We start from the raw sequence: 24,235 nt of genomic DNA on the forward strand, positions 1-24,235 counted from the left end.
GCTACACTATATATAGCAGGTAGATTTTAATAAATTTTAGGTGGGATGATTTATGGCACATCACGTGCAGTCTCTAATTGAACATTACGGATACTTTGGAATTATCGTGATTCTAATTGGAGGTATTGTAGGGGTGCCACTTCCTGATGAGGTGTTTCTAACTTATGTAGGCTATAGTGTTTACCGAGAAAGTCTTGAACATATTCCTGCCTTAGTCAGTGCAATGATTGGTGCGGTTGGAGGCATTACCTTAAGCTATTATATTGGTTATCGTTTTGGCTTACCGTTATTGCAGAAATATGGCCCTAAAATTCATATTACAGAGCAAAAAATTGACTTTACGAAAAAGATGTTTACAAAAATAGGACCTACCCTATTATTAATTGGCTATTTTATCCCCGGGGTACGCCATTTGACAGCATATATTGCGGCTATTAATAATTATCCTTATAGAAAGTTTGCGCTTTTTGCCTATACAGGGGCATTTATCTGGACGTTCACATTTATATCATTAGGAAAGATGCTTGGAGAGAAATGGCGATTTGTTGGATACTATCTGACTCATTATAGTATCTATCTTATCCTTTTATTTATTGTAGGGATGCTCATTGCTTACTTTTTATTCAAAAAAAGAAATGGACAAACATAAAAGTCGGTATACGCTATACCGACTTTTATGTTATGGCAAAATAGCAAATGAGCGCACAGGGAAGCCAGATGCTTTTTCTGGCTTAGGTACGATATTGAAGATGATAGCGCCTTTCGCAGGTAGCTTGTCCAAATTCGTCATTAGCTCAATTTGATAGGTGTCTTGGTCAAGCACAAAATATTCGCCATCTAGCTTGCCATTTTTACGAAAATCAGCAGCAGAGTCCGTATCGAAAGTTTCATGACCAATTGCGCTTACCTTGCGTTCTTTTAGTAAAAACTGTAAAGCTTCTAAACCCCAGCCAGGGATATGGTTATGTCCATCTGCATCCTTATTACTGAAAGCCTCTTTATCTGGCCAGCGCTTACTCCAATCTGTGCGTAATGCTACAAATGTTCCTGCTTCAATTTCTCCATGCTTGTCCTCAAAATCAAGAATATCTTCAACACTTAATGAAAAATCATGGTTGCTCGCAGCCTCTTGTGATTTATCAATAACAACAAGGGGAAGAACAAGCTCTTTTAGTTCTAATTCTTCTAAGTAGCGAGTATCTCGCACAAAATGAATGGGTGGGTCGATATGTGTGCCATATTGACCAGGGAACGTGAATTGTTGAGCGAAGAAACCGTCCTTATGAGAAAATAACGTTTCAAATTTAGCGTCCTCAAACATAAAAAAATGTGGTGAATTAGGGCCGAATGTATGTGTTAAGTCAACCCACTGTTTCGATTTTAATAATTGCAATGCTTGTAAAAGTTCATTAGACATTGATTTCCCTGCTTTCTGTAAAAATAGTTGTAAATAAAAAGGAGTCCCCTAATAGAAGAGGACTCCTGCTGCAACAACGGTAGTTCTTCTTCTCATCTTCAAGGCTGATCATTTTGCCAATTGGAATTAGCACCATACTGTTAGCTGGTTGCTGAGACTTCATCGGGCCAATCCCTCCGTCTCTCTTGATAAGAAAAGTAATATAAGAATTTTCAGAAATAACAATACAAACACTTTAGCATAGTTTTTTATAGTTTACAAGTTCACTAGGAATTTTCACCAATTCAAATTTAAGGTGACTCCACAACAATCATTATCAATAAGACGTATTCTAAAACTGTCTGGTGTATAGTTTGTTTCAAATTTCATCGTAATGCCTGTTGATGTGATTAATTTTTCAACCTCTGTTTTATTTGAAAGTTGAGCAGCATTCATTAAATCATGTGCGAATTGTTGGGAGCTATCTATTTTATCCGTAAGTAATTGGGCTTGCTGCATCATCGCCTTTATCCGTGATGCTGAAGCTTTTAATTTGTGTGTATCGACAGGTGGAAAAGGATTATTGGTCGGCATTGCTAGATGTTGCGAAAAGGGTCTAATGGCAAAATGATTAGCGATAGGCGATGTTGGATAATGATAGGGATGCACAAAATACGGATAAGGATTGTAATACAAGGTCATTCCTCCTATCCTATAACTGATATCCTATCTTATGTAGCAAAACGGCTTTCGGTGTTATTAGCAGTGCAATGTTTGTCCTAATCATTTAAAAAGGAAGCTAAAGTAAGCTTCCTTTTAGCCAAGTACATTCAAGACATCATCAATTTTTTTACTATGTGATAAAATGCCATAATTCATCCATGTTAAAAAGTCTACTTCATAGACACAGTTGCTTTTAACGGCAGCTAGGTTTTTCCAAGTAGGAGTTTTTAAAATAGCACGTTCCTCATTTTCATAAATGGAATGTTGTTTATCAAAGGTAATAAATAAATGATCAGCATCTAATTGCAACAATTGAGCAAATGTCAGTTGTGCTTTACGTTGATTGTGCGGAATACTCCATACTAGTGAATGTGGCATTAAACCTAAGTCACGATATAAAATGGGGCCCGTATAGCCACATTCAGGACCCGCGTATAGAGTAATGCCAATGGCTGAAATACGGAGAAATGCTACACTTTGCCCATAAACAGATTTGCTAAGAATTCCTTTTGCTTGTTGTACTTTATCTTCATATTGTAGGATTACGTCTTGCATCAAGGAGGTTTTTCCTGTTAGATCTGCAATTTTAAATAAAGTAGATTGCCAATTCTCTCCAGGGTGTGAAAGATGGCAGACGGGGGCTACTTCATCTAAGTGCTGAAAGGATTCCCAACGCTCTACACCAGAATCTAACATAATTAAAGTTGGCTTATAGTAAAAGAGTCGATCCATTTCTCTATTTTGTACATCGATATCTGGCACTTTCTGTAGACCTAAATAGTCTTGTTTTCCCCATTTTGAATGACTGAATTGAGCAATTGGCGTAATCCCAAGCGCAACAAAGAAATCTTCTAAGAATGGTGCAAATACACGTATATGGCTGCTTTGATTTCTTCGATATTGTCCTGGAGAGATGCCAATATGTTCTTTAAAACGACGATTGAAATAATACTCATTATTAAATCCGACAGACTGGCTAATTTCAAATACTCGATCATTTGTTGTCATTAATAATTGCTTAGCTTTTTCAATACGAAGTTTAGTTAAATAGTGAAGAGGAATTTGTCCCGTAATATCTTTAAAAATGCGCGTATAATTCCATCTTGGTACGTCAGCTAGCTGTGCTAGCTGCTCAACCGTCCACTCTTTTTCAAAATGTTTATGTAAATGGTTAATGGACTGCTCAACAGATTGTCGATCATTTTTTTGCATCTGCTTGGGTATGGTTTGATGTAAGAGTAATAACATCAGCTCTTGAAAGTGTACATGCTGTTCAAAAATCGTGTGTTCATCCTCCGCTAACCGGTTCTGATAGATGACTTCTAGCAGTCTATGACATTGTGAAAAGGGGAGAAGATGTCGTTCGCTGATACTTGTAAAATGACTATATGAATTCTGACTATTGCTGAGATTGACAATGTTGAATTGTAATTGATAAAAACAAAGGTGCTCACTTTGAATATGGATACTAACCGTGTTATTTGGCGGAATCAATATGCACTTTTCTTCACTAAAATGAATGATGTCATGATCTATTTTTAGCTTTCCGCTACCATCCATTACGATGAAAAGTGTATAGAAATCACTACTAATCAATAACTTTTTTGATGATTGAATTGAATAAGAGATATTTTGTAACGTATAAACATGTGTTAAGTTACCCATTGATAATTCACCCCTTTTTTTGAATTGGCAGAACAACACAAAGAAAGCCCTCATTAAGAGCTTTCTTTCATGTTGTTGAAAAAAGATCATGTGACTAGTAGAAAAAGCCCCTTTAGCAAGGCAAGGGGTTGATTTCCGCTCCGCCAGCGTCCTTTCCGGGGGGCGTCTGATGAGCCGCTTCACTCACTTGCGTTCGCTCCAGGGTCTCACCTGTGACGCTAAATCCCCTAGGAGTGACGCTGGCTCCACTCCAATCAACCATGCTGCTAACTTCTTCTTTCGTACTAGCAGTAGGGAACAAAAAAGTCTATTAAAGAGAGGTTAGGCACTTATTGAGTGACAACACCTATCCATTTTCTCCTTCACAAAAGTGCTATTGACTATTTTGTTTTTTAACACTAAGCCAAAGAAAGCCCTCATTAAGAGCTTTCTTTGGAAAATTATTTGACGAACCATTTCTCTAGATCATCATACTTTAGCAAGTTGGCTGTGATTGCGCCAGATTGCCAATATGTGCGATCAGCAATATAAACATGCCCATTTTTTACAGCAGGGAGTGTTTTCCATAGTGTACTATCTAACCATTTAATGGCTTCTTGGTTTTCTTTAGACTCCCATGTTCCGTTTGAAGGGAAAAGGATGATATGATCCGCATCTAATTCCGTGATAGCCTCTTCTGATAAAACCTCGTGAAATTCTGTCATATCACGGGCTAATGGATGTGGTGTTAAGCCTGTCTCTGTGTAAATATAGCCAGAGTAGCGATTTTTAATGCCAAATAACGCTAATGTATTATCTGCTACATTTAGTCGTACAACAGCAACTGTTTCGTCTCCGATTGATTCATCTAGTTTTGCTTTTAAATCGGAAACACGTTGCTCATATCGATCAACCATTTCTTTTGCTTTATCGGAAATATTTAAAACATCAGCTATTGTTTTCGCAATTTCACGTGGATCTTGTAGAATATCTTCTTTCAAGCGGTAAGTAGGCGCTACCTTTGAGTATTCATCATACTTTGCCTTGTCTGCGGCACCATCTACAATGATTAAATCAGGCTTGGCTTGTAATAATGTTTCCATGCTACCAGTAATGTCGAACTCAGGAACATCTAATCCTAAATAGTCCTGTTTTCCCCAAGATGGGTGATACCATTGCACAACGGGTTTTACATCCAAAGCAGTTAAATAGTCTTCCAAATAGATAGCAGCTACACGCTGTGGATTTGTAGGAATTTCTACTTTTCCAAACTCGTCTTCTACAATTCTTGTATCTTTAGATGATTGTTCTTCTGTAGCTGTATCCTCTTTTACTTCATTTGAGCCACAGGCACCTAATACGAATATAAGTGCAAAGAAAACTACAAATGAAAAATATCGACCTCTACGCATTTTATTCACTCCTATAGATTTACTAAAACAGTAAGGGTATTCCCTTAAATTAGAATGATAATCATTCTCGTTTGGTTCAAGTAAATTATAGGATACTACATATCAACAAACAATACACATTCTCTACTACTTTTTTATACAAAATGAAATTCAGAGAGTTATTGTTTTTTGTTATCGAAAAGTAACCATAAAAGTGTAACAATTGCTGCTAGCATAACCATCAGGAATCCGTATATAGGCGTATGTGCCAACGATTGGTGGCGAATAATAAAGCCTCCGATATATGAGCCTAAAAATATGCCAATATTGAAAGCAGAAATATTCAATGCTGAGGCCATTGAAATTGCTGATGGTATATATTTTTCAGATAGTAGAACAGCATATAGCTGCAATCCTGGGACATTCATAAACATGAACAATCCCATTGTCAGCACCATTATTAATCCCATAATAGGTGATTCAAGAGTAAAGCCAATGCCAAGCAATGCCAATGCAAGTCCAACAAAAATAATAAAGATGGAACGTAGCGGATTATGATTAGCAAAATGACCTCCAAGAGTATTACCGATAGCTACACAAATACCATAGACAACTAGAATAATGACGACTGTATGTGGGGAATACCCCATATATTGCTCTAAAATAGGTGAAACATATGTGTAGACAACAAAAGCACCGCCGTATCCAATTGCGGTAATGAATAGTATTAAGATCATTCGAATATTGCCTAATACTTTGCCAATATCACGAATAGAGATGGGATTGCCTTTCGATAATTGGCTAGGTACTAAAAATGCATTACTAATTAAACCGACAATTCCAATGACAACAATAAAAATGAATGACATACGCCAATCTGTTACTTGTCCAATAAATGTACCGAGTGGGACACCTGTTACAGTAGCTAATGTTAAGCCAGTAAACATAAAGGCGATAGCACTTGCTCGTTTATTTGGTTCCACTACATCTGCTGCTATAACAGAAGCGATGGACATAAACACACCATGTGCTAATGCTGAAATAATACGTCCGATTAATAGTAATGCGAAATTAGGAGCTAAAGCGACTGCTAGGTTACCCACTATAAAAATGGACATGACAAGCAATAATACGGTTTTTCGACTAAGGCGTGATGTTAAAGCTGTTAGTAAGGGAGCCCCAACAGTTACCCCTAGTGCATATATAGAAACGGTTAAGCCAGCTGTGCTAAGAGAAATACCAAAGTCATCTGTAATTAATGGTAAAAGTCCCACACTGATAAATTCAGTGGACCCTATACCAAATGCACTGATAGCAAGTGCTAGTAAGGTAAGTTTAGCATTTGGCTTTTTTGATTTTGACATTTTACTACTATCTCCTTTGATTTTTTTTATTATGTGTAGTAATATTCATACATACCAAAAAGATATGTAGAGTACTTTTAGTTACTTTTGGATATTACAGGAGGTTTACGATGCAAAAAGTTTATAATATTGGTGTTGAAGCTACACTAGAAGTTATTGGTGGTAAATGGAAACCAGTTATTCTTTGTCATTTAAACCACCATGGTAAAATTCGAACAAACGAATTTCGACGATTGATCCCAGGTATTTCACAAAAAATGCTCACAAACCAATTAAGGGAACTGGAGCAGGCTGGGTTAATCAATCGAAAGGTCTTCAATCAAGTACCACCAAAAGTTGAATATTCATTAACAGCCTATGGACAAGGAATGGAACCAATTCTGAACATGCTTTGTACGTGGGGTGAAAAACATGTTGAATTATTACAGGATAAAGGTGAAGATGTACTGTTAAAACAACGTGATGATGATATTGCCATGCAGCAAACATCATAATGAGGGGAGAAAGAGACTGTCATATACAAGACAGTCTCTTTCCTCTTTTTAATGCTTATAGAGCAAAGTCAAATTCATCTGGATTTGGTCCAACACGTTGTTCACGATTCATCTCATTGATTAATGCCATTTCTTCGTCTGTTAAAGTAAAGTCAAAGATATCAGCGTTTTGCATCATACGCTCTCTACGTACTGATTTTGGAATTGTAATCACTCCATTTTGTACATCCCAGCGTAAAATAACCTGAGCATTTGATTTTCCGTATTTTGTTGCGATTTTTGAAATTGTTTCATCTTCAAGAAGTCCACCTTGCATTAAAGGTGCCCATGCTTCAAGTTGAATTTGGTGCTTGTCACAGAATGAACGAAGCTCCACTTGTTGTAAGCGTGGGTGGAATTCCACTTGGTTCACAACAGGTTTAATATGAGCAAATGATAATAAGTTATCCAAGTGTGCCACAGTAAAGTTACATACACCGATTGCTTTGATCTTGCCTTGTTCATATAGGTCTTCAAGTGCTTTCCACGATTCAGCATATTTATCTTTACCAGGCCAATGAATTAGATAAAGGTCTAAATAATCTAATCCTAATTTTTTTAGGCTCTCTTCATATGCTGCAATTGTTTCATCATAGCTTAAACCATCGTTCCATACTTTAGATGTGATAAATAAATCTTCACGACGTAAGCCAGTAGATGCTAGAGCTTGTTTAATACCTTCTCCTACACCTGCTTCATTGCCATAAATAGCAGCAGTATCGATGCTTCGATAGCCAACCTCGATAGCATTTTTAACCATTTCTGCAGTAGCGTCATTTTCTACTTGAAAAACCCCTAAACCCATACCAGGCATTTGTAGGCCATTATTTAAAGTGATTGTATCTTGTAAATGAGTAATCATTTTTAGTCCTCCATGTTTTGTGATTATTGGATTGCTTACTCATTATGCTGCTAATAAACTCTCAAAAAAAGTACGTACTTTTTTGTGTCATAGAAACGTAGAGGTAACTTTTGTGAGCTGGCAATGATTAGAGGAATAAAAATATTTATTGATGATGAACGATTAAATAAAAATGTCACACCTGATTGGTCTTAACTACTAGTAAAAATATCGAGTAGTCTACAAAAGGCTTTGGAGACAATTAAACAAATATTTTTCTTGCGGTAATAAAAGGAAATATACGTTCGGTAGAGAATTAAAGTAGTAATACTTTAAAAAGGGGATTTTGAAGATGAATCGTTTAAATTTAATTACACTAGGTGTTAAAGATATGGTGGAATCTCTAAATTTTTATCGAGAGGGACTGGGTTTTGAAGTGGTGGTATACGGAGAGGAGACGAATCCCGATGTCATGTTCTTTAATAATGGAGGAACAAAAATATCGTTATTTCCAATTGAACGTTTAGTCAAAGATATTAATGAATCCAATCCACCAGAAATTAGCCAAGGCTTTGGTGGAATCACGCTTGCCTATAATGGTAAATCAAAAGAAGAAGTAGATCGAGTCTTTGCATTAGCAAAAAAGGCGGGTGCAGAAATTATTAAGGAGCCCGTAACTGTATTTTGGGGTGGCTATAGTGGATATTTTCAAGATCCAAATGGCTACTATTGGGAAGTTGCCTATGGCGACATGTGGCAGTTTGATGAGAATGATATGCTGATTATTCAATAACTGTTCAAAAAGAGAGCAAACTAACGTTTCTAATTTGTTCTCTTTTTTATTAATCGTTAACAATAATACTTCCTCATTAAATCCACAAAGTTTTGAGCGGCTTTAGATAAATAATGATTCTTCAGCCATACGAGTCCTACTGAGGTGGATAATTCTGCTGATGGAATTTTGTATGCATGAAGTGGTAAATCTCCATATTGCTTTAAAATAGTTTCAGGTACGATAGAGGAGCTAAAGCCAGCAGCGATCAAGTTCATTAACAGTGCCGTATCTGAGCATTCTCCAACAATGTGGGACTGCAACTGGAAGCGAGAAAATGCTTCTAATATCGAATAATGTACGCCTAAGCCTTCAGTGCTTGGTAAAAGGATTGGCCAATTTTGTATGTCAGCTAAAGATACATTGTGTTCTAAGAAGTCGAATTTTTTGGATTGTATAAAGTAAAATGGTTCAGTGTACATATGAAGAACAGAGAAATCATCTAATTCTAAAGGTAAGCGAATGATGGCAAGTTCTACAATACGGTCCCTTACTAATTTACATAGATAAGAAGATTCGTTTTGTTGAATTTTATAAGTCACCTTTGGATAATATTGTTGAAATTGTTGTAGTAATTGAGGTAGCTCAATTACTGAAAATGTATTAATGCCCAATGTCAATCGACCATGAAGGCCTAATCCAATATCCTTAACCTCTGCTTCTGCCTCTTCCATTAATTGTGCAACCTGCAACGCATATTTGTATAATGTCTTTCCCGCTTCAGTTACTTCAAAATACTTGCCGCTCCTTTCTACCAACTTTGAACCGAGTTCTTCCTCCATCGTTTTTAAATGCTGACTTAACGGTGGTTGAGAAATATGTAACCTTTCAGCCGCAGCAGAAATCTTTTTTTCCTCCACAATTGCTATAAAATAGCGTAGTTGTCTTATATCCAAACATAAACACCCCTCTTTTTTATAGGTAAAACCTAAGTAAATTATATTTCTCTAATATTTTTAATATAGTTAGGGCCATGTTAGCATATTTATCAAAGAAAAAAGAAGTAAAGTTTCTTTTTTCAAGCACCTAAATGTGAAGCGAGCAACGTCGATGAAAAAATAATTCAACTTAGGAGTATATGATTCTTGCATGCTTTGGGGCTTGCCTTGTAATACCGATTCCCTACACCTTTCTAAATGAATTTGAAGCAGTTGATAAAGTAGCAACGTATACTATAAAAGAGCAACTTTTATTAGTTGCTTTTTTCAATAAATCAACGTTTTTGAATTTCCTAAGAAAATAAATAACAGTTCCCCTATAATAACCATGTATGGAAATTATAAATTTCTAATTTTAGTTAAATGTATCAAGGAGGTTGAACATTGATTCGTATATTGTACATAGAAGATGAAAAAGAAATCGGACAATGGGTAAGCAAGGAATTAACTGAACGAGGTTATGACGTGACATGGCTGGAATCAGGGGAGGGGCTTGAGCAACATATTAACTCAAAAGATATTGCTATATTGGATGTGATGCTACCTGGATTGGACGGTTTCTCCTTAGGTAAAAGAATTAAACGGGAAAATAAAGACCTGCCAATTCTAATGTTATCAGCACGAACAGCTGTTGAAGATAAAATTGAAGGGCTGCATTTTGCTGATGATTACCTAACAAAGCCATTTCACCCTGATGAGCTCGTAGCAAGACTGGAAGTATTATTAAGAAGATATCAAAAAAGTGATGATGTACTGACATTGCAGCACCTTAAAATTGATACGAAAGATATGCAAATAATCAATACGATTGATGAAGAAGAAATTCTTTTGACAGGAAAACAATTTTATTTATTACAGTATTTTATTCGTCATTTAAATCAAATTTTAACGAAGGAACAACTCTATGAGGGTGTTTGGGGTGAGAGCTATATAGAAGGTGATAAAACACTCATGGTGCATATTCGTTACTTAAGAGAAAAAATAGAAATCAATCCTGCAAAGCCTATGATTATTGAAACAATCAGAGGCATTGGCTATAGGGTGAAACAATGAAATTTTTTCGATCATTATTAGCGAAATATATGCTCATTATTATATTAGCCATATCTATTGTGCAAATCTCCTATCTGGGTGTTGCTATTTTCGTATTAGGCATTACAAAGACAGGGACAGGAGATTTTTCAAGTGGAGTACTTGTAGAAAGTGATATTGAAGAGCAATGGCATGCACAGGCTAAAAATATGACCAATGCAACAGATGATGCGATTACGCAGTTATTTCAAAAGTGGCAAGAGCAATTTCCTACGGCTTCTATGTTTTGGGTAAGTGAAGAGGGGAACTTACTGACTACATGGAATGTGAAGGATCAGTTACCAGCAAAGTGGACACCAGCCTATACAACTCAATTTATAAAAGAACGTTATGGAGATGATCCATTTACTGTTATTGCCTTCTTAGGTGATGATATATCAAATGGCTTTATTGTATTAGAGATTCCAAGGGTAGCATTTAATCCTCCACTTATAAAGGTCTATGATAACTATGGTAACTTTTTATTTTTTGGTGTTATTGCAGTTATTTTATTTTTTATTGTAGTTTCGCTTCTATTTTTCAAGGGAATTCGAAAAAGACTATTACATCTGCAAGAGGCGATGGAAATACGTGATGTAGATGGTCTACCTATTGAAATTCAGGTGAAAAAACGAGATGAGATTGGGCAATTGGAGCATAGTTTTAACAGAATGGTTTGTGAACTGCGAGACAGTAAACAACGTCAACAGAAGGAAGAACAGCTAAGACGTGAACTGATTGCTAATTTATCACATGATTTACGGACACCTTTAACGAAGGTAAGAGCTCAATCCTATACAATTAGCAAAGAAGCGTTATCTGAGGAAGGGAAGCAAGCATTAAAGGCTATGGACACATCCATAGTGAATATTGATGCTTTAATTGAAAATTTGATGTCCTACACATTGCTTATGGCAAGTAAATATAAGTTTGAACCGAAAGACATCAATGTTATCCGATTTGTAAGGGAACATCTAACGACATGGTATCCAGTTTTCGAGCGAGAAGGTTTTACAATCGATATTGAGCTACAGTCATTTGAACCTGTTGAATGGCGTGTTGATCCATTATGGTTAGGGAGAGTATTTGATAATATTTTCCAAAACGTACTGCGCCACGCGAATAGTGGTAAATATATAAGTGTGAAAACCGAATCGACGGCGTGTTATACAGCATTTATTGTTGAGGATCATGGTCAAGGGATGAAAAATGAGTCGAATGCAAAGGGAGCCGGAATCGGCTTGTCAATTGTTGATGTCATGATAAAGGGCATGCATCTTGAATGGGATATCCATTCCGATCACTCTGGTACTAAAATTATCATAAAAAAATCTGCGAAGCTTGAGAAATAAATGCTTCGCAGATTTTTTTTATGATAGAAATGATTTTTTAAACAAAATTTAAACTTAGCCCATACCTTTTTTTAAACTTCCCTTTTTAAGATAGTTAAAGAGGTGAGGACATTGGAATATATCGTACAAACACAAAACTTATCAAAACGCTTTGGAAAAGAGCAAGCTGTATCAAATTTGAACTTGCAAATACGCAAAGGTGAAATATATGGATTTTTAGGTCCGAATGGGGCAGGTAAAACGACTACAATTCGAATGCTTCTAGGTTTAATGAAGCCATCTTCTGGAACAATTAAAGTCTTTGAAAAGAATATTACGAAGGAACGTATCCAAATTTTAGCTAAGATTGGTTCGTTGGTGGAAAACCCTTCTTATTATCCACATTTAACAGCATATGAGAATCTAGAGGCACTAAGAAAAATACTAGGTGTACCGAAAACTCGAATCGATGAAGTTTTGGAAATTGTCCGTTTGAAGGAAGCTGCCCATAAAAAGGTCAAAGGTTTCTCTTTAGGAATGAAGCAACGTCTTGGTATTGCTGCTTCTTTACTACATAGTCCTGAATTACTTATTTTAGATGAACCAACGAATGGCCTAGATCCTTCAGGCATTATAGAGATTCGTAATTTAATTAAAAGATTACCAGAGGAATATGGCATGACCATTATAATCTCCAGCCATTTATTATCAGAGATTGATCAAATGGCAACACAAGTTGGGATTGTTTCGAAAGGGAAATTAATTTTCCAAGATTCTATTGAGGCTATGCGTCGATTTGCCCAACCAAAGGTTACCTTTAAAGTAAACAATGGTGAAAAAGGATGGCGCTTCTTATTAGCAAATGGTATTAAGGCAGATTATCAGGGTGGTGTGATTTTCTTAGAAGAGTGCTCGGATGAAAAGGTTGCTCATATTGTCCAAGTTCTTGTTCAGGAAGGTATATCGGTATTCCGAGTCGAGGAAGAGAAACGTTCATTGGAGGATATATTCCTCCAAATGACGATGGGAGAACAGGAGATATGATGGGAAAGCTATTAACTGCTGACTTCTTAAAAATCAAACGTAAAGGATTATGGCTTCTAACGCTTATTGGCCCTTTAGGGGTGGTTGCTCTGCAAATGGTCAATTATGGAGTAAGAAAGGATTATCTCTTACAGCAAAGTGAGGATGATTGGGGCTATTTCTTATTAAATGTGCATTCATTTACACCGCTTGCCATAGTCTTGGGTATTGCCATTCTTACGTCATTCATAGCAAGCATTGAAAATGAGACCAATGCTTGGAAGCAGCTCATTGCATTACCTGTTTCGAAATTAACCGTGTATTTGTCTAAATTTACGTTGTTAGCTATCTTACTATTCTTCGCCTCAACGTTATTAATGTTTTTTACGCTGAGCTACGGGCTGTTTTTAGAATTAGGTGACACGGTACCTTACATGGAGCTAGCCAAATATAGTTATTTCCCTGCTTTTGCAGCATTACCTATCTTGGCACTTCAATTGTGGATAGCGAGTGTAAGTCATAATCAAGGGATTCCTATAACTGTAGGCATTTTTGGGGTGATTTTTTCCTATTCTTCCTATGTTCTTCCAGATTGGATGATATGGAAATGGCCATCATTGATGAACCAATGGAATGAGCCGGTGATCAATGTCTTATTAGGCGTAGGAATTGGTATCTTACTCTATATTATCGGCATGGTTGATTTTGCAAGAAGGGACGTGAAATAATGATTACTTTACTTCAAGCTGAGTGGTTTAAGTTACGTAAATCAAAAATGGTACCAATTATTTTAGCAGGACCCATGATTGGACTTTTTATAGGACTATCCGCTAATTTAGAGGACAACATGCAGGGGATTGAAATCAATGAGTGGTATATATCGTTATTTTCGATGAATTTAACATATGCTCTATTATTTTTACCTCTTATTTCTGGTGTTTTTACCAGTCTTATTTGTAGGTATGAACATCAGTCTGGTGGATGGAAGCAACTTTTAGCATTACCAGTAACAAGAGGGAAAGTATTTGTAGCTAAATACATATTGATTATGCTGCTTGTTTTAGCAATGCAGATATTGTATTTAGGCTCGGTCTTTGCTGTTGGGATGGTAAAAGGCTATACAGATTCTTTTCCTATGGAGATTGTTTGGAAAAGCATAGTAGGAGGCTGGGTAGCGACACTGCCATTAGTAGCCTTGCAATTGTGGATGTCCATTATGTTTAAAAGCTTTGCTGCTCCATTTGCTGTTAATGTCATATTTACTTTACCATCAATTTTAGCAGTGAATTCTGAAAGAATTGGTCCGTATTATCCTTGGGCACAACCCTTTTCGATGATGTATATAGGGGGCAATACAGACGATGTATTCTTTGTACCGTGGGAGCAATTGTTAACCGTAGTAGGTGGCGGATTCATCGTATTTTTCCTCGGAGGATATTACTATTTCCAGCGAAAATCTATTTAAGCTAAAAGGAGAATGAGAATGCTGAAACGTAGCTTACGTTTTTTAACTGCATCGATGCTATTAGTAGCTTTAGTAGGATGTGGACAGAGAGAGGCCGTAAAAGATGCCGCACAATATACGAATGAAATTAAAGATATCAACATTCCTGATGATGTAAAAATTATTGGTTTTGGGGAAGCAACACATGGCAATATCGAATTTCAAACATTAAAAAAAGATGTATTTGAAGCGATGATAAAAAATGAAAATGTCCATGTTTTCGTTTTAGAAGGAGATTTTGGTGGGGCCCAACAGATAAATCAATTTATCGAAAACGGTGTCGGAACGGCGGAGGAAGCTATAAAAGCGTTAGACTATGGCATCTACAAAACTGAACAAATGGTAGAGTTTGTGCAGTGGATGCATGACTATAATCAGACAGTTGATGATCAAGAGAAAATTTATTTTTATGGAAATGATATGCAACGCTATGATTACAGCAAAAAGGGGTTACTTGATTTTTACGCCAAGGTACATGCTGACAATGCACGAAAATTCACGACTAAGCTAGAGCATGTTTCCAACAAAACGATGAGAGATTTATCGGATAGTCAGCTACTTGAGCTTGATAAAACGATTGATACAATAATCAACGATTTACAATCAAACAAAGCGATGTATGAGCAAAAATCTTCAAAGGATGAATTCGCATTTGCTGTTCAATATGCGCAAATTATGAAGCAGCGTACGCAATTATTTTTAAATGATGGTAATTATATGAATTTACGGGACGAATATTTAGCTGAAAATTTACAATGGATTGTTGAATATGAAGCAACACAAGGTCATGATAAAGTATTAATGTCTGCTCATAATGGTCATATTGAGAAAACTTCTGCTACGATGGCAGGCTATCAATCGATGGGGCATTATTTAAGTGAGATATATAAAGATCAATATTTTGCGATTGGCACAGACTTTGTGAAAAATACATTCCAGGCACAAAATGGGTCTGGAGCACGAAAGGAATATACGATTAAGCATCACAATGCTTTAGTGGATGCCTTTAGTGACATTGATAATAACATCTTTTATGTGGATTTTGAAGCTGCCAAACAATCGAAGGAGCTGGCGAATATTCTTTCCAAAAAGCAAAGAATGGGCAATATCGGCGATGATTTTCGTCCGTGGTATAAGCTGACACAAATGCTGTACACCATTAAAATGACACCTAAGGAAGCTTATGATGGTCTCATCGTTGTGCAAGAAGCAACACCAACAAAAATAATTGATTAAGCTAAATTTAGCAACCTCCATCAAAAAATCTGTTTCCTTCTCCATTATGATAAAGATGAGGTGAGTAACATGGAGTATAGTCAAGCGACACAAAGAACTATTGCCTATATCGAGGAGCAATTGATGGAGGAAATTTCTTTTGAATGTCTTCCTAATACTGCTGGCTATTCGAAGTACCATCTAAGCCGAATTTTTAAGCAAGAAACGGGAATTACGATTGGTGAATATATTCGTATACGTCGGCTAGCTATGGCAGCGAGTTATTTGATGTACTCTAATGTATCGATATTAACGATTGCTGTTACACTTCAGTTTCAATCACAAGAGGCTTTTACAAGAGCCTTTAAAGAAGTTTATGCTTTACCACCAGGGAAGTATCGAAAAGTAATGCAATCATTAAATATGATGGAGGAGGAACATTACATGGAAACAGTTGAACAGGTTAAAGGTTGGGTGTTGAGTGGTGCTAATCCTGAATTGTATAAATTTCATACAGATGACAAGGTATTTCATTCAGGGAAGCGTTCAGGAGTATTGTATTCCACAACTGCCTCAGCAAATCATGGTCAATTTGCTACAATGATGCAGGGTTTTCAGGCAGCTGACTATAAAGGGAAACGCTTGAAAATGTCATGCTACTTAAAGACGGCAGATGCAACAAAGTGTGGTGCATGGATGAGTATTGACAATGGTACAGGAGATACGATTCAATTTGATAATATGGATCAACGCCCTGTGACAGGTTCTACTGAATGGAATCATTATTCTATTGTCTTAGACGTACCTGAAGAAGGTAATTCCATTTATTTTGGTGTGTTACTAATTGGTTCGGGTAAAGTCTGGGCAGATGGCTTCCGTTTTGAAGAAGTTGACAACAAGGTACCCTCAACAAATATGCTTACGCAGGAACATTTATCAAATCATCCTACTAATCTAGACTTCAGTATGGAGTGAATCAGACAGCACTGACAAAAGTGCGAGATGACTTTTTTGAATAACGTATTGATTACCTCTAATTTGTTAAAGATAACAAGGAGGAGGTGTGAGACGATGGCACAAGAAATTCTTTGTGAAGTCAATAACTGCACATTTTGGGATTCTGGTAACAAATGCACAGCTGAAAAAATTTATGTTGTCAGCCAAAAGGGACAACATGCTTCCAACAGCGAGGAAACAGACTGTAAAACATTCGAACCTGAAACGCATTAATGCCAAAAGGGTAGCCATGTATATGGTTACCCTTTTTCCCTGTCTTTATTAATAAATATCTACCTTTTCTTTGTTAAATAAAAGAGCATGGGCATTTTTTACTTTTTCTTCTACATAATCCAGTGAGTATTTACCAACAGAATCTGTTAAATCCCCAATTGCCCGCGACAAGTTATCAATAATCGGAATTAATTTGTGCATCTCTGTGCGATGCTTTTCTTTGTGCATCTCATCCATAATTTCATATGCAAGACGTTGAATCTTCCTTAGTCGCAATTTCTCAGATTGCATTGAATCCTCCTTATTGAACCAATTTATGATGTCTAATTATATGAGCTACAATAAGGTTTCATGAATAATGTGCTTTAGAAATAATTGCTTGTGTTATGAAGGGCTAGCGCAATTTCCCTTATGCCAACATCAATCTTGGATTCGTCTATATTCGATACATTTAGTTTGATAATACGTTCCCGATAAAATGCATCTAAATAATTGCGTTTAATAGGATCTAACAAAATATTTTGTTGTGCCAAATGATCAATAATCTTAGAAGTATTCACCTGTCTCGGTAGAATGATATGGCTATGCATACAGATTTCCTTAGAGGATTGATAGTCTGCCAGATGAGTTGCTATAGATTGTTGAAGTTGATTTGCTCGGCTTGCATAAGCTTCACTGACTTTCTTCTGATAACGTTCAAACATACCACTTTTCAAGTAGAGCTCTAATGCAGCTTGGGAGATCATGGAGCTATCAATATCAGTGGTATTTTTATACTGTTGAAAGGTATTAATCAAAACATTTGGTAATACGGCAAGTCCGATACGTAAGCCAGGAAACATAATTTTAGAAAAGCTTTTTAAATAAATAACCCGATCCTGTGTATCCTCCGTAAATAGGGGATCTATTTTTGTATTTTGCTCAAAATCCGCTAAATAATCATCTTCAACTATATACACATTATATTTATAGGCAAGTTTTCGTATTGAATCCTTTTCTTTTTTACTATAGGAAGTTCCTAGAGGGTTGTGCAGACGTGGCATCGTATAAAAAAACTTTATGTCGTGTTTACTAAAAATGTTTTCTAGTTCATCTAAATCAATGCCATCCGTTGTTCTTTTGATGCCCATTGCCGGAAGTTCATAGGTTTTTAAATAATCCATATACAAATGATAGCTAGGTTGTTCCACTAAGATCGTTGAGCGACCATTTGGAAAGGGCATTATACTTAGCAAGGATAGAGATTGTTGGACACCTGAAGTAATGAAAATATTTTCTTCCTTTGTAAACAGTTGATAGCTTGTTAATAGTTTTTTTGCTTCCGCTATTAATGACGGTAGGCCTTTTGGTGTCCCATATCTAAATAAATCTGCTTGGTATGTGTCGATGGCCTTATTAATACAATGCTGAAAATCTTGATAAGGGAATGCATGCCAATTGGGCGAAGATGTAGCAAAATCTATGTAATTTTTCATTTTTGGTTGTATGGGCAGTTGATGATCAACAACATAGTAGCCACTTTTAAGCATTGAATAGATAAGATGCTGATCCTCCAGTTTTTTTAAAGATGCTAAAATCGTACTCTTACTACAGGAAAATTGCTGTGATAACTGGCGAATCGAGGGGAGTTTTGCCCCTGCTTGAAGTGAGCCTGTTTGGATCTGAGTCAGGAGCTGAGAATAAATCCATTCGTATTTAAGCATACATAACCTCCAGCACATCTGTATCGGTACAGATGTGTTTTTTTTATATCGTCAATAAGTTCTCTATTTAATACGATAACTATACCGGCCGGAATGTTTAAAGAAGGAGTACGATCCTATGTCAGAAAATAGAAATGCCTATATAGCAGCAATAATTTATGCATTTGTCATTGGGCTCTCATTTATGTTTGTGAAAGTTACGTTGACTGTAGCAAGTCCTATTGATATACTTGCACATCGTTTTACTTTTGCATTCATCGGTATTGTTATAATCATGGTAATGACAAAAAATAAGCTAATAATGAACATGCAGGACCTACTAAAAATATTACCGTTAGCCATCTTGTATCCAATTGCTTTTTTTACGTTTCAAGTGCTTGGACTTGCTAAAATTTGCTCATCAGAGGCGGGAATTATTCAAGCGACAATTCCTATTTTTACATTAGCATTGGCAGGTTTATTGTTAAAGGAAAAAGCTACTCGGGGTCAACTTGTATCAGTAAGTTTGTCCGTACTTGGTGTCATCTATCTGTTAATGATGAATGGAGCAAATACTACTACAGGAAATGTCATAGGAAGTGGATTTATTTTACTATCAGCAATTGCGACATCACTTTATAATATTTTTGCTAGAGGGCTTACCAAGAAATATTCTTTACTAGCATTAACATATGTCATGACATTGTGTGGATTTGTTATTTTTAATGGAATGGCTCTTGGAAGTCATATGATGAATGGAACACTCAATGAATTTTTTAAGCCATTAACACATGCTCATTTTGTCTTCGCTATTTTATATTTAGGTATACTATCTTCACTTGGTACATCCTATTTATCTAATTATGCTTTATCTAAATTGGAAGCATCTAAAATGAGTGTCTTTAGCAATTTTGCAACACTTATTACTATTTTGGCAGGGGTCTTATTTTTACAGGAAGATTTCCATCTATATCATCTTATTGGTGGCATCATGATTATTATTGGTGTGATAGGGACGAATTATTTTGGGCGGAAAAATGTAGAACAAGTGAGATAATGAATAGGAACATTTAAATCTGAGCTATTTAGTAAACGGGGTATAATAATCGTTTATAAATGACTTTCTAAATTAGGAGGTTTTTATGGGGAAAATTTATGTTATTAGACATTGTCTAGCACAAGGACAATCACTAGATGCACCCTTAACACAGAAGGGAATAGAGCAAGCAAATAGTTTAGCTGAATTTTTCAAGAATCTAAAAATTGATCGAATTGTATCTAGCCCTTTCTTAAGAGCAATCCAATCCATTGAACCATTAAGTAGCAGAGAAAGTATGAAGATTGAAATTGATGAACGTCTTTCGGAGCGGCTTTTAAGTACTAGAGATTTTCCAGATTGGTACGAAAAATTACAGGCGACATTTGTTGATATGGATTTAAAATATGATGGTGGAGAATCCAGTAATGAAGCGATGCATCGAATTGTAGACCTTGTAAAAGATGCATTTGCTCAGGATGTTGATAATACATTAATTGTGAGTCATGGCAATATCATCTCTTTGCTATTGAAGTATTATGATAAGTATGTTGATTTTCACTGTTGGAAAAATTTAAGCAACCCAGATGTTTTTCTACTAAGCCCTAAGCATAATGGAGTAATGATAGAGCGAATATGGGATTCCCCGTATAATGAAGGCTAATATTAAGTGGTATGGTAGGAATTGTTTCTTGCCATACCTTTTATAGTGAAGGAGAGTATGATGGAGACGATATTAAAAGAAATTTTAAGATGGGTTAAACAAGCTGATAAAAAAATCATAATCGGCATTTCTGGTCATGGAGCTGCTGGAAAAACGACATTTGCCAAAAAACTTATACATGCTTTAGATCAAGATGAAGTGAATTATTTAAATACTGATCCGTATATTGTGGATTCGGATATTCGCAAACAATCAATACTTGAATATACATATCAAAATGAGCATCATCGTTTTAAAATGACGGCTTGTCATCCCGCTGCTCATCATCTACCATCATTGGAGCGAGATGTTCAGATGATAAGAGAAGGACTCGATTTAATGACAATCGATACACATTATATGAAAAGTGCATTAATTTCTTCAAAAAAACAGATCACGATAGTAGAAGGAATGTGTGTAGCATTTATAGATCCGCAGTTATTCGATTTAAAGATTTATTTTTATACGGATGGGGCTACAGAACTTAAAAGAAGATCAGATCGTGATGTGCTTGAAAGAGGGACAGATATAAATTATTTAAAACAATCACATGATGAGCGACGTATTCAATATGAATTATTTATGCATCCACATTGCCAACATTTTGATATGGTTATTAAAACTCAGGATGATGAAATCCTTATTGAAAAAAATACACTTGTAAAATAAATGAGGGCCTTCTGCACTTTGAGTAGCGGAAGGCTCCTAACTTTAGTATTGAAATTTCACACGAACAGTAGCATCAATAGCAATTTGTCCCTGTTCTATAGGCGTGATTCCCGAGGATACAGCCATAGAGCGATAAAGGATAGGTGTGTTAGCCTGCTCTTCCACAATCTCTACAGGGAGTGGCTGCAAAGGCAGGTGCATAGTTTCTGCTATTGTTTTCGCCTTCAATTGAGCATTCTGTAGCGCTAAACTTAATGCTTGCTGATAGTAAGCATCGGTATGGTCCATTTTGAACTGAATATTGGTTATTCGATTTGCCCCATTTTCTACAGCCGTATCAATGATTAAGCCCAAATCATTGGTATCCGAAACGTTGACGGAAATGGCGTTGACTACTTCATAGCCATTAAAAATTTGTTTGCCATCTTCGAAATTATATAGTGGTGTGATTGTATAACTAGCAGTTTGAATTTGTTCTCTTGGAATACCAAGTGCGATAAGTGATTGCATAACTTCATTCATGATTGCCGCATTTTCCTGTTGAGGACCTTGTACATGGTTGCCCTGTGTTTGGACTTCAATTTGTAATTGTACAGAGCTTGGTGTAGCCATTACCTGTCCATAGCCGATTACAATCATAGTACGTGATGGATGATGTGTTTGTTGATTGACCTGTGCATAGTACATCTAATACCACCTTTCATAGGTTATATAATCATGCTATGCAAAAATATTTATGATTTGTTTATTCTTTTTAAAAATTTGTCATGGAGCTTTGTGAATAGAAGTAAAGCTAAAATAGCTCCCAGCAAGGCTAAAAACATGTCCCATTGTGCATCCCATTTATCTCCCTGCATGCCTAAAAAATCCTTTGCTCCTTTACTTCCCTTCGAGATTCTTGTGCTTAACCATTCAATGATTTCATAAAAAGCAGCAATTGCGAGCAGAATACTGATCGTAATACCTGTAAGCCAAGCTCCTTTTGTAAGTGGTGTTTTCCTGATTAGTATTTCCCTTATTACGATGGCTAATAAACCTTTTAAAAAATGGCCAAACCTATCATAGTGATTACGTTGTAAATGAAATTCATCTTTTATCCAATTAAAAAGAGGGACTTCCGAATAGGTATAATGCCCACCTATAAATGTCAGGATCGACAAGAGAGCGATAATAAAATAAGAAAATGTGGTAAAGCGAAATTTATGATAAATGCAAACAACGACTGTTATTGCCACAATTCCAGGACTGACTTCAGCTAGCCAATCTAAATAGGAGGACGGCTTTATAACAGACCAGATGAAAACAATTAAAACAATAATAAGTAAGGTGGCGTGTATTTTAACATGTTGCCTACTATTCATACTAACAACTCCCTTTGTCCCACAGTATGGGAAATGGGGAAATTGCTTATTCAAATAGTTAGCAAACAAAAAAGAAAAGCGTCTAGTTGACGCTTTTTTAGCCAATTAGATCATTTTTAAAAGTGCCTCTACACCAGTCATTCCTTCTGTAATACCAAGCTGTTCTGCTTCATATGTTACAGATTCTAATGGAGCTGTTAATAGCTCGTCAATTGTTTTCACGCCTACTGCACGACCAGCAATAATTTTTCGATCAACTAAGCGACTATTTAATAGGCCGACATCTAAAGCACCACACATAATGTAGCCTGTATCATTAGAAATAGTTAGTAATGTTGTTTTAGGTAATTGAACAACTACTGCAGTGAAGAAATGCCCTTTAATCATAATAGGTTCAATTGTCACCATTGAAATCACTCCTTTTCTCTATATACATATGGTGAAGGCTAGCAAGGTGTTCGACATTTTCATGAAAAAAACTAAATATGTTGCTAGATGTATAAGGATGAAAGGAATTAGGGGAAGCATCGGAGGTACTTTTTAACAAAAAGGAATCTACTCAAATGAATAGATTCCTTTTATCCTTTCTTATCTTGTATAAGAAAGCAAAGCAGTTTCTTTAAATTTATGTAATGCATTTGTTGCCTCACGTTTAGAACTATACTCAAACATGCGATAAGTGTTTTCTTCAAATACTGTAATAATCCACATATATGTCATCCCCTTTATTGTGTTGCATAACATTTATATATTTATAATAACTGTTATATATCAGATTTGATTTAATTTTACATCAATAAATAAAAAAATAAAGTACTATTCAAAGATTTTCACATATTGTTCAAAATTATAAAGAACGTTTAAAATTTTTTTGAAATAATTAAAAGGAGAAAACAGACAATCCTTCACAAGTATATTTCCGGGTAATTCGTAAATAGTAAGTTGACGGAGTTCTGTGATTTCGGACTTGGGAGGTGATGCTATGACACGTAATTACGTATTCATTTTTATGGTTTTCTTTTTAATCATCTCGGGATTTTTAGTGCAGGAAGGCTACGCAGATAGAGGTCGTCCTTATTATGAGGAGACAGGTGAAGTTGTTTGGGATATCAAAACAGAGGATAAAATTGTTGCACTCACCTTTGATGATGGTCCACATCCTAAATACACAGCTGCTGTGCTAGATTTATTAGCAAAATATGATGCAAAAGCCACCTTTTTTATTATTGGAAAAAATGCAGAAAAATATCCAGAGCTTGTTTTACGTTCTTATACAGAAGGCCATGAATTAGCAAATCATACGTATACACATCCATTTAAAGTTTCCATCAAAAAATTGCAAGAGGAGCTTCAAAAGACAAATGACACGATTTATAGTATTACTGGTTTTTCCCCAGTTTTATTCCGTCCCGTTGGTGGAAATTACACGGATGCTATGATTAATGCTGCTGTTAAGGACGGCTATAAGGTAGTAATGTGGTCCTGGCATCAGGATACGCAAGATTGGAAAGAGCCTGGTGTAAGAAAAATTGTGCAAAAGGTAATGAAGGGAACAAGGCCTGGAGATGTCATTTTATTTCATGATGGTGGCGGGAACCGTACACAAACAATTCAAGCACTAGAAGAAATACTACCTGCATTAAAAAAGCAAGGCTACACATTTGTTACAATATCCGAGCTGATTGAAAGCAAACAGCAACAAGAGCAAGTTCAATAATGAAAAATGAGCCATCTCAACAATGTTTGAA

Annotated in this window: 28 protein-coding genes and 1 riboswitch; of the genes, 15 read left to right on the top strand and 13 right to left on the bottom strand. The window is 36.0% G+C overall.

Features of this window, described 5'->3' with window-relative positions:
- The first annotated feature begins 52 nt into the window (after positions 1-52).
- Positions 53-649: a DedA family protein gene (locus C7B89_RS02575; protein ID WP_036079620.1), complete on the top strand. Its 597-nt coding sequence runs from the start codon at positions 53-55 to the stop codon at positions 647-649.
- Positions 650-679: 30 nt separating this feature from the next.
- Here C7B89_RS02575 and C7B89_RS02580 read toward each other — a convergent pair whose 3' ends face one another.
- The 5 genes from C7B89_RS02580 to C7B89_RS02605 all read right to left on the bottom strand — a co-directional run bounded on the left by C7B89_RS02580 (position 680) and on the right by C7B89_RS02605 (position 6,518).
- Entirely contained in the window at positions 680-1,417 is a 738-nt protein-coding gene (locus C7B89_RS02580) for a cyclase family protein (protein WP_048394025.1), read from the bottom strand.
- A gap of 89 nt (positions 1,418-1,506) precedes the next feature.
- Positions 1,507-1,612: riboswitch (SAM riboswitch) on the bottom strand.
- Positions 1,613-1,693: 81 nt separating this feature from the next.
- A complete protein-coding gene (locus C7B89_RS02585; RefSeq protein WP_016993417.1) occupies positions 1,694-2,092 on the bottom strand; it encodes a YuzC family spore coat inner layer protein in 399 nt (132 codons plus the stop codon).
- A 120-nt stretch (positions 2,093-2,212) separates the two neighbouring features.
- Entirely contained in the window at positions 2,213-3,784 is a 1,572-nt protein-coding gene (locus tag C7B89_RS02590) for a helix-turn-helix domain-containing protein (RefSeq protein WP_115673162.1), read from the bottom strand.
- A gap of 440 nt (positions 3,785-4,224) precedes the next feature.
- Positions 4,225-5,175 carry an ABC transporter substrate-binding protein gene (locus tag C7B89_RS02600; RefSeq protein WP_115673123.1) on the bottom strand — a complete coding sequence of 317 codons (951 nt, stop codon included), beginning with the start codon at positions 5,173-5,175 and terminating at the stop codon, positions 4,225-4,227.
- Positions 5,176-5,333: 158 nt separating this feature from the next.
- Positions 5,334-6,518 carry an MFS transporter gene (locus tag C7B89_RS02605; RefSeq protein ID WP_054549682.1) on the bottom strand — a complete coding sequence of 395 codons (1,185 nt, stop codon included), beginning with the start codon at positions 6,516-6,518 and terminating at the stop codon, positions 5,334-5,336.
- Positions 6,519-6,628: 110 nt separating this feature from the next.
- Between C7B89_RS02605 and C7B89_RS02610 the strand changes: the two genes are divergently transcribed.
- Positions 6,629-7,012: a winged helix-turn-helix transcriptional regulator gene (locus C7B89_RS02610; RefSeq protein ID WP_016992625.1), complete on the top strand. Its 384-nt coding sequence runs from the start codon at positions 6,629-6,631 to the stop codon at positions 7,010-7,012.
- A gap of 55 nt (positions 7,013-7,067) precedes the next feature.
- Here C7B89_RS02610 and C7B89_RS02615 read toward each other — a convergent pair whose 3' ends face one another.
- Complete coding sequence (locus C7B89_RS02615) at positions 7,068-7,913, bottom strand: aldo/keto reductase (RefSeq protein WP_016992626.1); 846 nt, start codon at positions 7,911-7,913, stop codon at positions 7,068-7,070.
- Between the two features lie 331 nt (positions 7,914-8,244).
- Between C7B89_RS02615 and C7B89_RS02620 the strand changes: the two genes are divergently transcribed.
- Positions 8,245-8,685 (top strand): VOC family protein, encoded by a 441-nt coding sequence (locus tag C7B89_RS02620; protein ID WP_048394038.1) that lies wholly within the window; start codon positions 8,245-8,247, stop codon positions 8,683-8,685.
- Between the two features lie 56 nt (positions 8,686-8,741).
- Here C7B89_RS02620 and C7B89_RS02625 read toward each other — a convergent pair whose 3' ends face one another.
- The gene (locus tag C7B89_RS02625; RefSeq protein WP_048394039.1) at positions 8,742-9,620 is read right to left on the bottom strand and encodes a LysR family transcriptional regulator; all 879 of its coding nucleotides are present in this window, start codon (positions 9,618-9,620) and stop codon (positions 8,742-8,744) included.
- Between the two features lie 426 nt (positions 9,621-10,046).
- On the opposite strand from C7B89_RS02625, the gene C7B89_RS02630 reads away from it, so the two are divergent.
- The 8 genes from C7B89_RS02630 to C7B89_RS02665 all read left to right on the top strand — a co-directional run bounded on the left by C7B89_RS02630 (position 10,047) and on the right by C7B89_RS02665 (position 17,036).
- Positions 10,047-10,715, top strand: a complete 669-nt coding sequence (locus C7B89_RS02630; protein WP_115673124.1) for a response regulator transcription factor — start codon at positions 10,047-10,049, stop codon at positions 10,713-10,715.
- A complete protein-coding gene (locus C7B89_RS02635; protein ID WP_054549679.1) occupies positions 10,712-12,085 on the top strand; it encodes a sensor histidine kinase in 1,374 nt (457 codons plus the stop codon). The genes C7B89_RS02630 and C7B89_RS02635 overlap by 4 nt, the downstream gene beginning before the upstream one ends.
- Before the next feature lie 111 nt (positions 12,086-12,196).
- Entirely contained in the window at positions 12,197-13,108 is a 912-nt protein-coding gene (locus tag C7B89_RS02640) for an ABC transporter ATP-binding protein (RefSeq protein ID WP_103118950.1), read from the top strand.
- Positions 13,105-13,815 (top strand): ABC transporter permease, encoded by a 711-nt coding sequence (locus C7B89_RS02645; protein ID WP_054549677.1) that lies wholly within the window; start codon positions 13,105-13,107, stop codon positions 13,813-13,815. The genes C7B89_RS02640 and C7B89_RS02645 overlap by 4 nt, the downstream gene beginning before the upstream one ends.
- On the top strand, positions 13,815-14,552 hold the full coding sequence (locus tag C7B89_RS02650) for an ABC transporter permease (RefSeq protein ID WP_066037953.1): 738 nt from the start codon (positions 13,815-13,817) through the stop codon (positions 14,550-14,552). The genes C7B89_RS02645 and C7B89_RS02650 overlap by 1 nt, the downstream gene beginning before the upstream one ends.
- Positions 14,553-14,570: 18 nt before the next feature.
- Positions 14,571-15,827 (top strand): erythromycin esterase family protein, encoded by a 1,257-nt coding sequence (locus tag C7B89_RS02655; RefSeq protein ID WP_103118949.1) that lies wholly within the window; start codon positions 14,571-14,573, stop codon positions 15,825-15,827.
- 69 nt (positions 15,828-15,896) lie between these two features.
- Positions 15,897-16,781, top strand: coding sequence for a helix-turn-helix transcriptional regulator (locus C7B89_RS02660; RefSeq protein ID WP_054549674.1), 885 nt, complete (start codon positions 15,897-15,899; stop codon positions 16,779-16,781).
- Between the two features lie 96 nt (positions 16,782-16,877).
- The gene (locus C7B89_RS02665; protein WP_004231699.1) at positions 16,878-17,036 is read left to right on the top strand and encodes a DUF1540 domain-containing protein; all 159 of its coding nucleotides are present in this window, start codon (positions 16,878-16,880) and stop codon (positions 17,034-17,036) included.
- Positions 17,037-17,084: 48 nt separating this feature from the next.
- Here C7B89_RS02665 and C7B89_RS02670 read toward each other — a convergent pair whose 3' ends face one another.
- Complete coding sequence (locus tag C7B89_RS02670; protein WP_004231701.1) at positions 17,085-17,327, bottom strand: hypothetical protein; 243 nt, start codon at positions 17,325-17,327, stop codon at positions 17,085-17,087.
- 74 nt (positions 17,328-17,401) lie between these two features.
- Entirely contained in the window at positions 17,402-18,739 is a 1,338-nt protein-coding gene (locus C7B89_RS02675) for an aminotransferase-like domain-containing protein (RefSeq protein WP_054549673.1), read from the bottom strand.
- 118 nt (positions 18,740-18,857) lie between these two features.
- On the opposite strand from C7B89_RS02675, the gene C7B89_RS02680 reads away from it, so the two are divergent.
- The 3 genes from C7B89_RS02680 (at position 18,858) to C7B89_RS02690 (ending at position 21,126) form a co-directional block, all read left to right on the top strand.
- Positions 18,858-19,775 carry a DMT family transporter gene (locus C7B89_RS02680; protein ID WP_115673125.1) on the top strand — a complete coding sequence of 306 codons (918 nt, stop codon included), beginning with the start codon at positions 18,858-18,860 and terminating at the stop codon, positions 19,773-19,775.
- Between the two features lie 85 nt (positions 19,776-19,860).
- Positions 19,861-20,418: a histidine phosphatase family protein gene (locus tag C7B89_RS02685; RefSeq protein WP_115673126.1), complete on the top strand. Its 558-nt coding sequence runs from the start codon at positions 19,861-19,863 to the stop codon at positions 20,416-20,418.
- 60 nt (positions 20,419-20,478) lie between these two features.
- On the top strand, positions 20,479-21,126 hold the full coding sequence (locus C7B89_RS02690; RefSeq protein ID WP_054549670.1) for a uridine kinase family protein: 648 nt from the start codon (positions 20,479-20,481) through the stop codon (positions 21,124-21,126).
- Positions 21,127-21,168: 42 nt separating this feature from the next.
- On the opposite strand, the gene C7B89_RS02695 is transcribed toward C7B89_RS02690, so the two are convergent.
- The 4 genes from C7B89_RS02695 to C7B89_RS23380 all read right to left on the bottom strand — a co-directional run bounded on the left by C7B89_RS02695 (position 21,169) and on the right by C7B89_RS23380 (position 23,198).
- Positions 21,169-21,813, bottom strand: coding sequence for an SIMPL domain-containing protein (locus C7B89_RS02695; RefSeq protein ID WP_048394056.1), 645 nt, complete (start codon positions 21,811-21,813; stop codon positions 21,169-21,171).
- Between the two features lie 47 nt (positions 21,814-21,860).
- Positions 21,861-22,487, bottom strand: coding sequence for a DUF2238 domain-containing protein (locus C7B89_RS02700; RefSeq protein ID WP_054549669.1), 627 nt, complete (start codon positions 22,485-22,487; stop codon positions 21,861-21,863).
- A gap of 105 nt (positions 22,488-22,592) precedes the next feature.
- A complete protein-coding gene (locus tag C7B89_RS02705) occupies positions 22,593-22,895 on the bottom strand; it encodes a YunC family protein (RefSeq protein WP_004231716.1) in 303 nt (100 codons plus the stop codon).
- A 180-nt stretch (positions 22,896-23,075) separates the two neighbouring features.
- A complete protein-coding gene (locus C7B89_RS23380) occupies positions 23,076-23,198 on the bottom strand; it encodes a hypothetical protein (protein WP_004231718.1) in 123 nt (40 codons plus the stop codon).
- Between the two features lie 271 nt (positions 23,199-23,469).
- Between C7B89_RS23380 and C7B89_RS02710 the strand changes: the two genes are divergently transcribed.
- Positions 23,470-24,204, top strand: coding sequence for a polysaccharide deacetylase family protein (locus C7B89_RS02710; protein ID WP_053075725.1), 735 nt, complete (start codon positions 23,470-23,472; stop codon positions 24,202-24,204).
- Positions 24,205-24,235 lie beyond the last annotated feature (31 nt).

The sequence above is a fragment of the Lysinibacillus capsici genome, from assembly GCF_003367505.1.
Taxonomy (GTDB): Bacteria; Bacillota; Bacilli; order Bacillales_A; family Planococcaceae; genus Lysinibacillus; species Lysinibacillus capsici.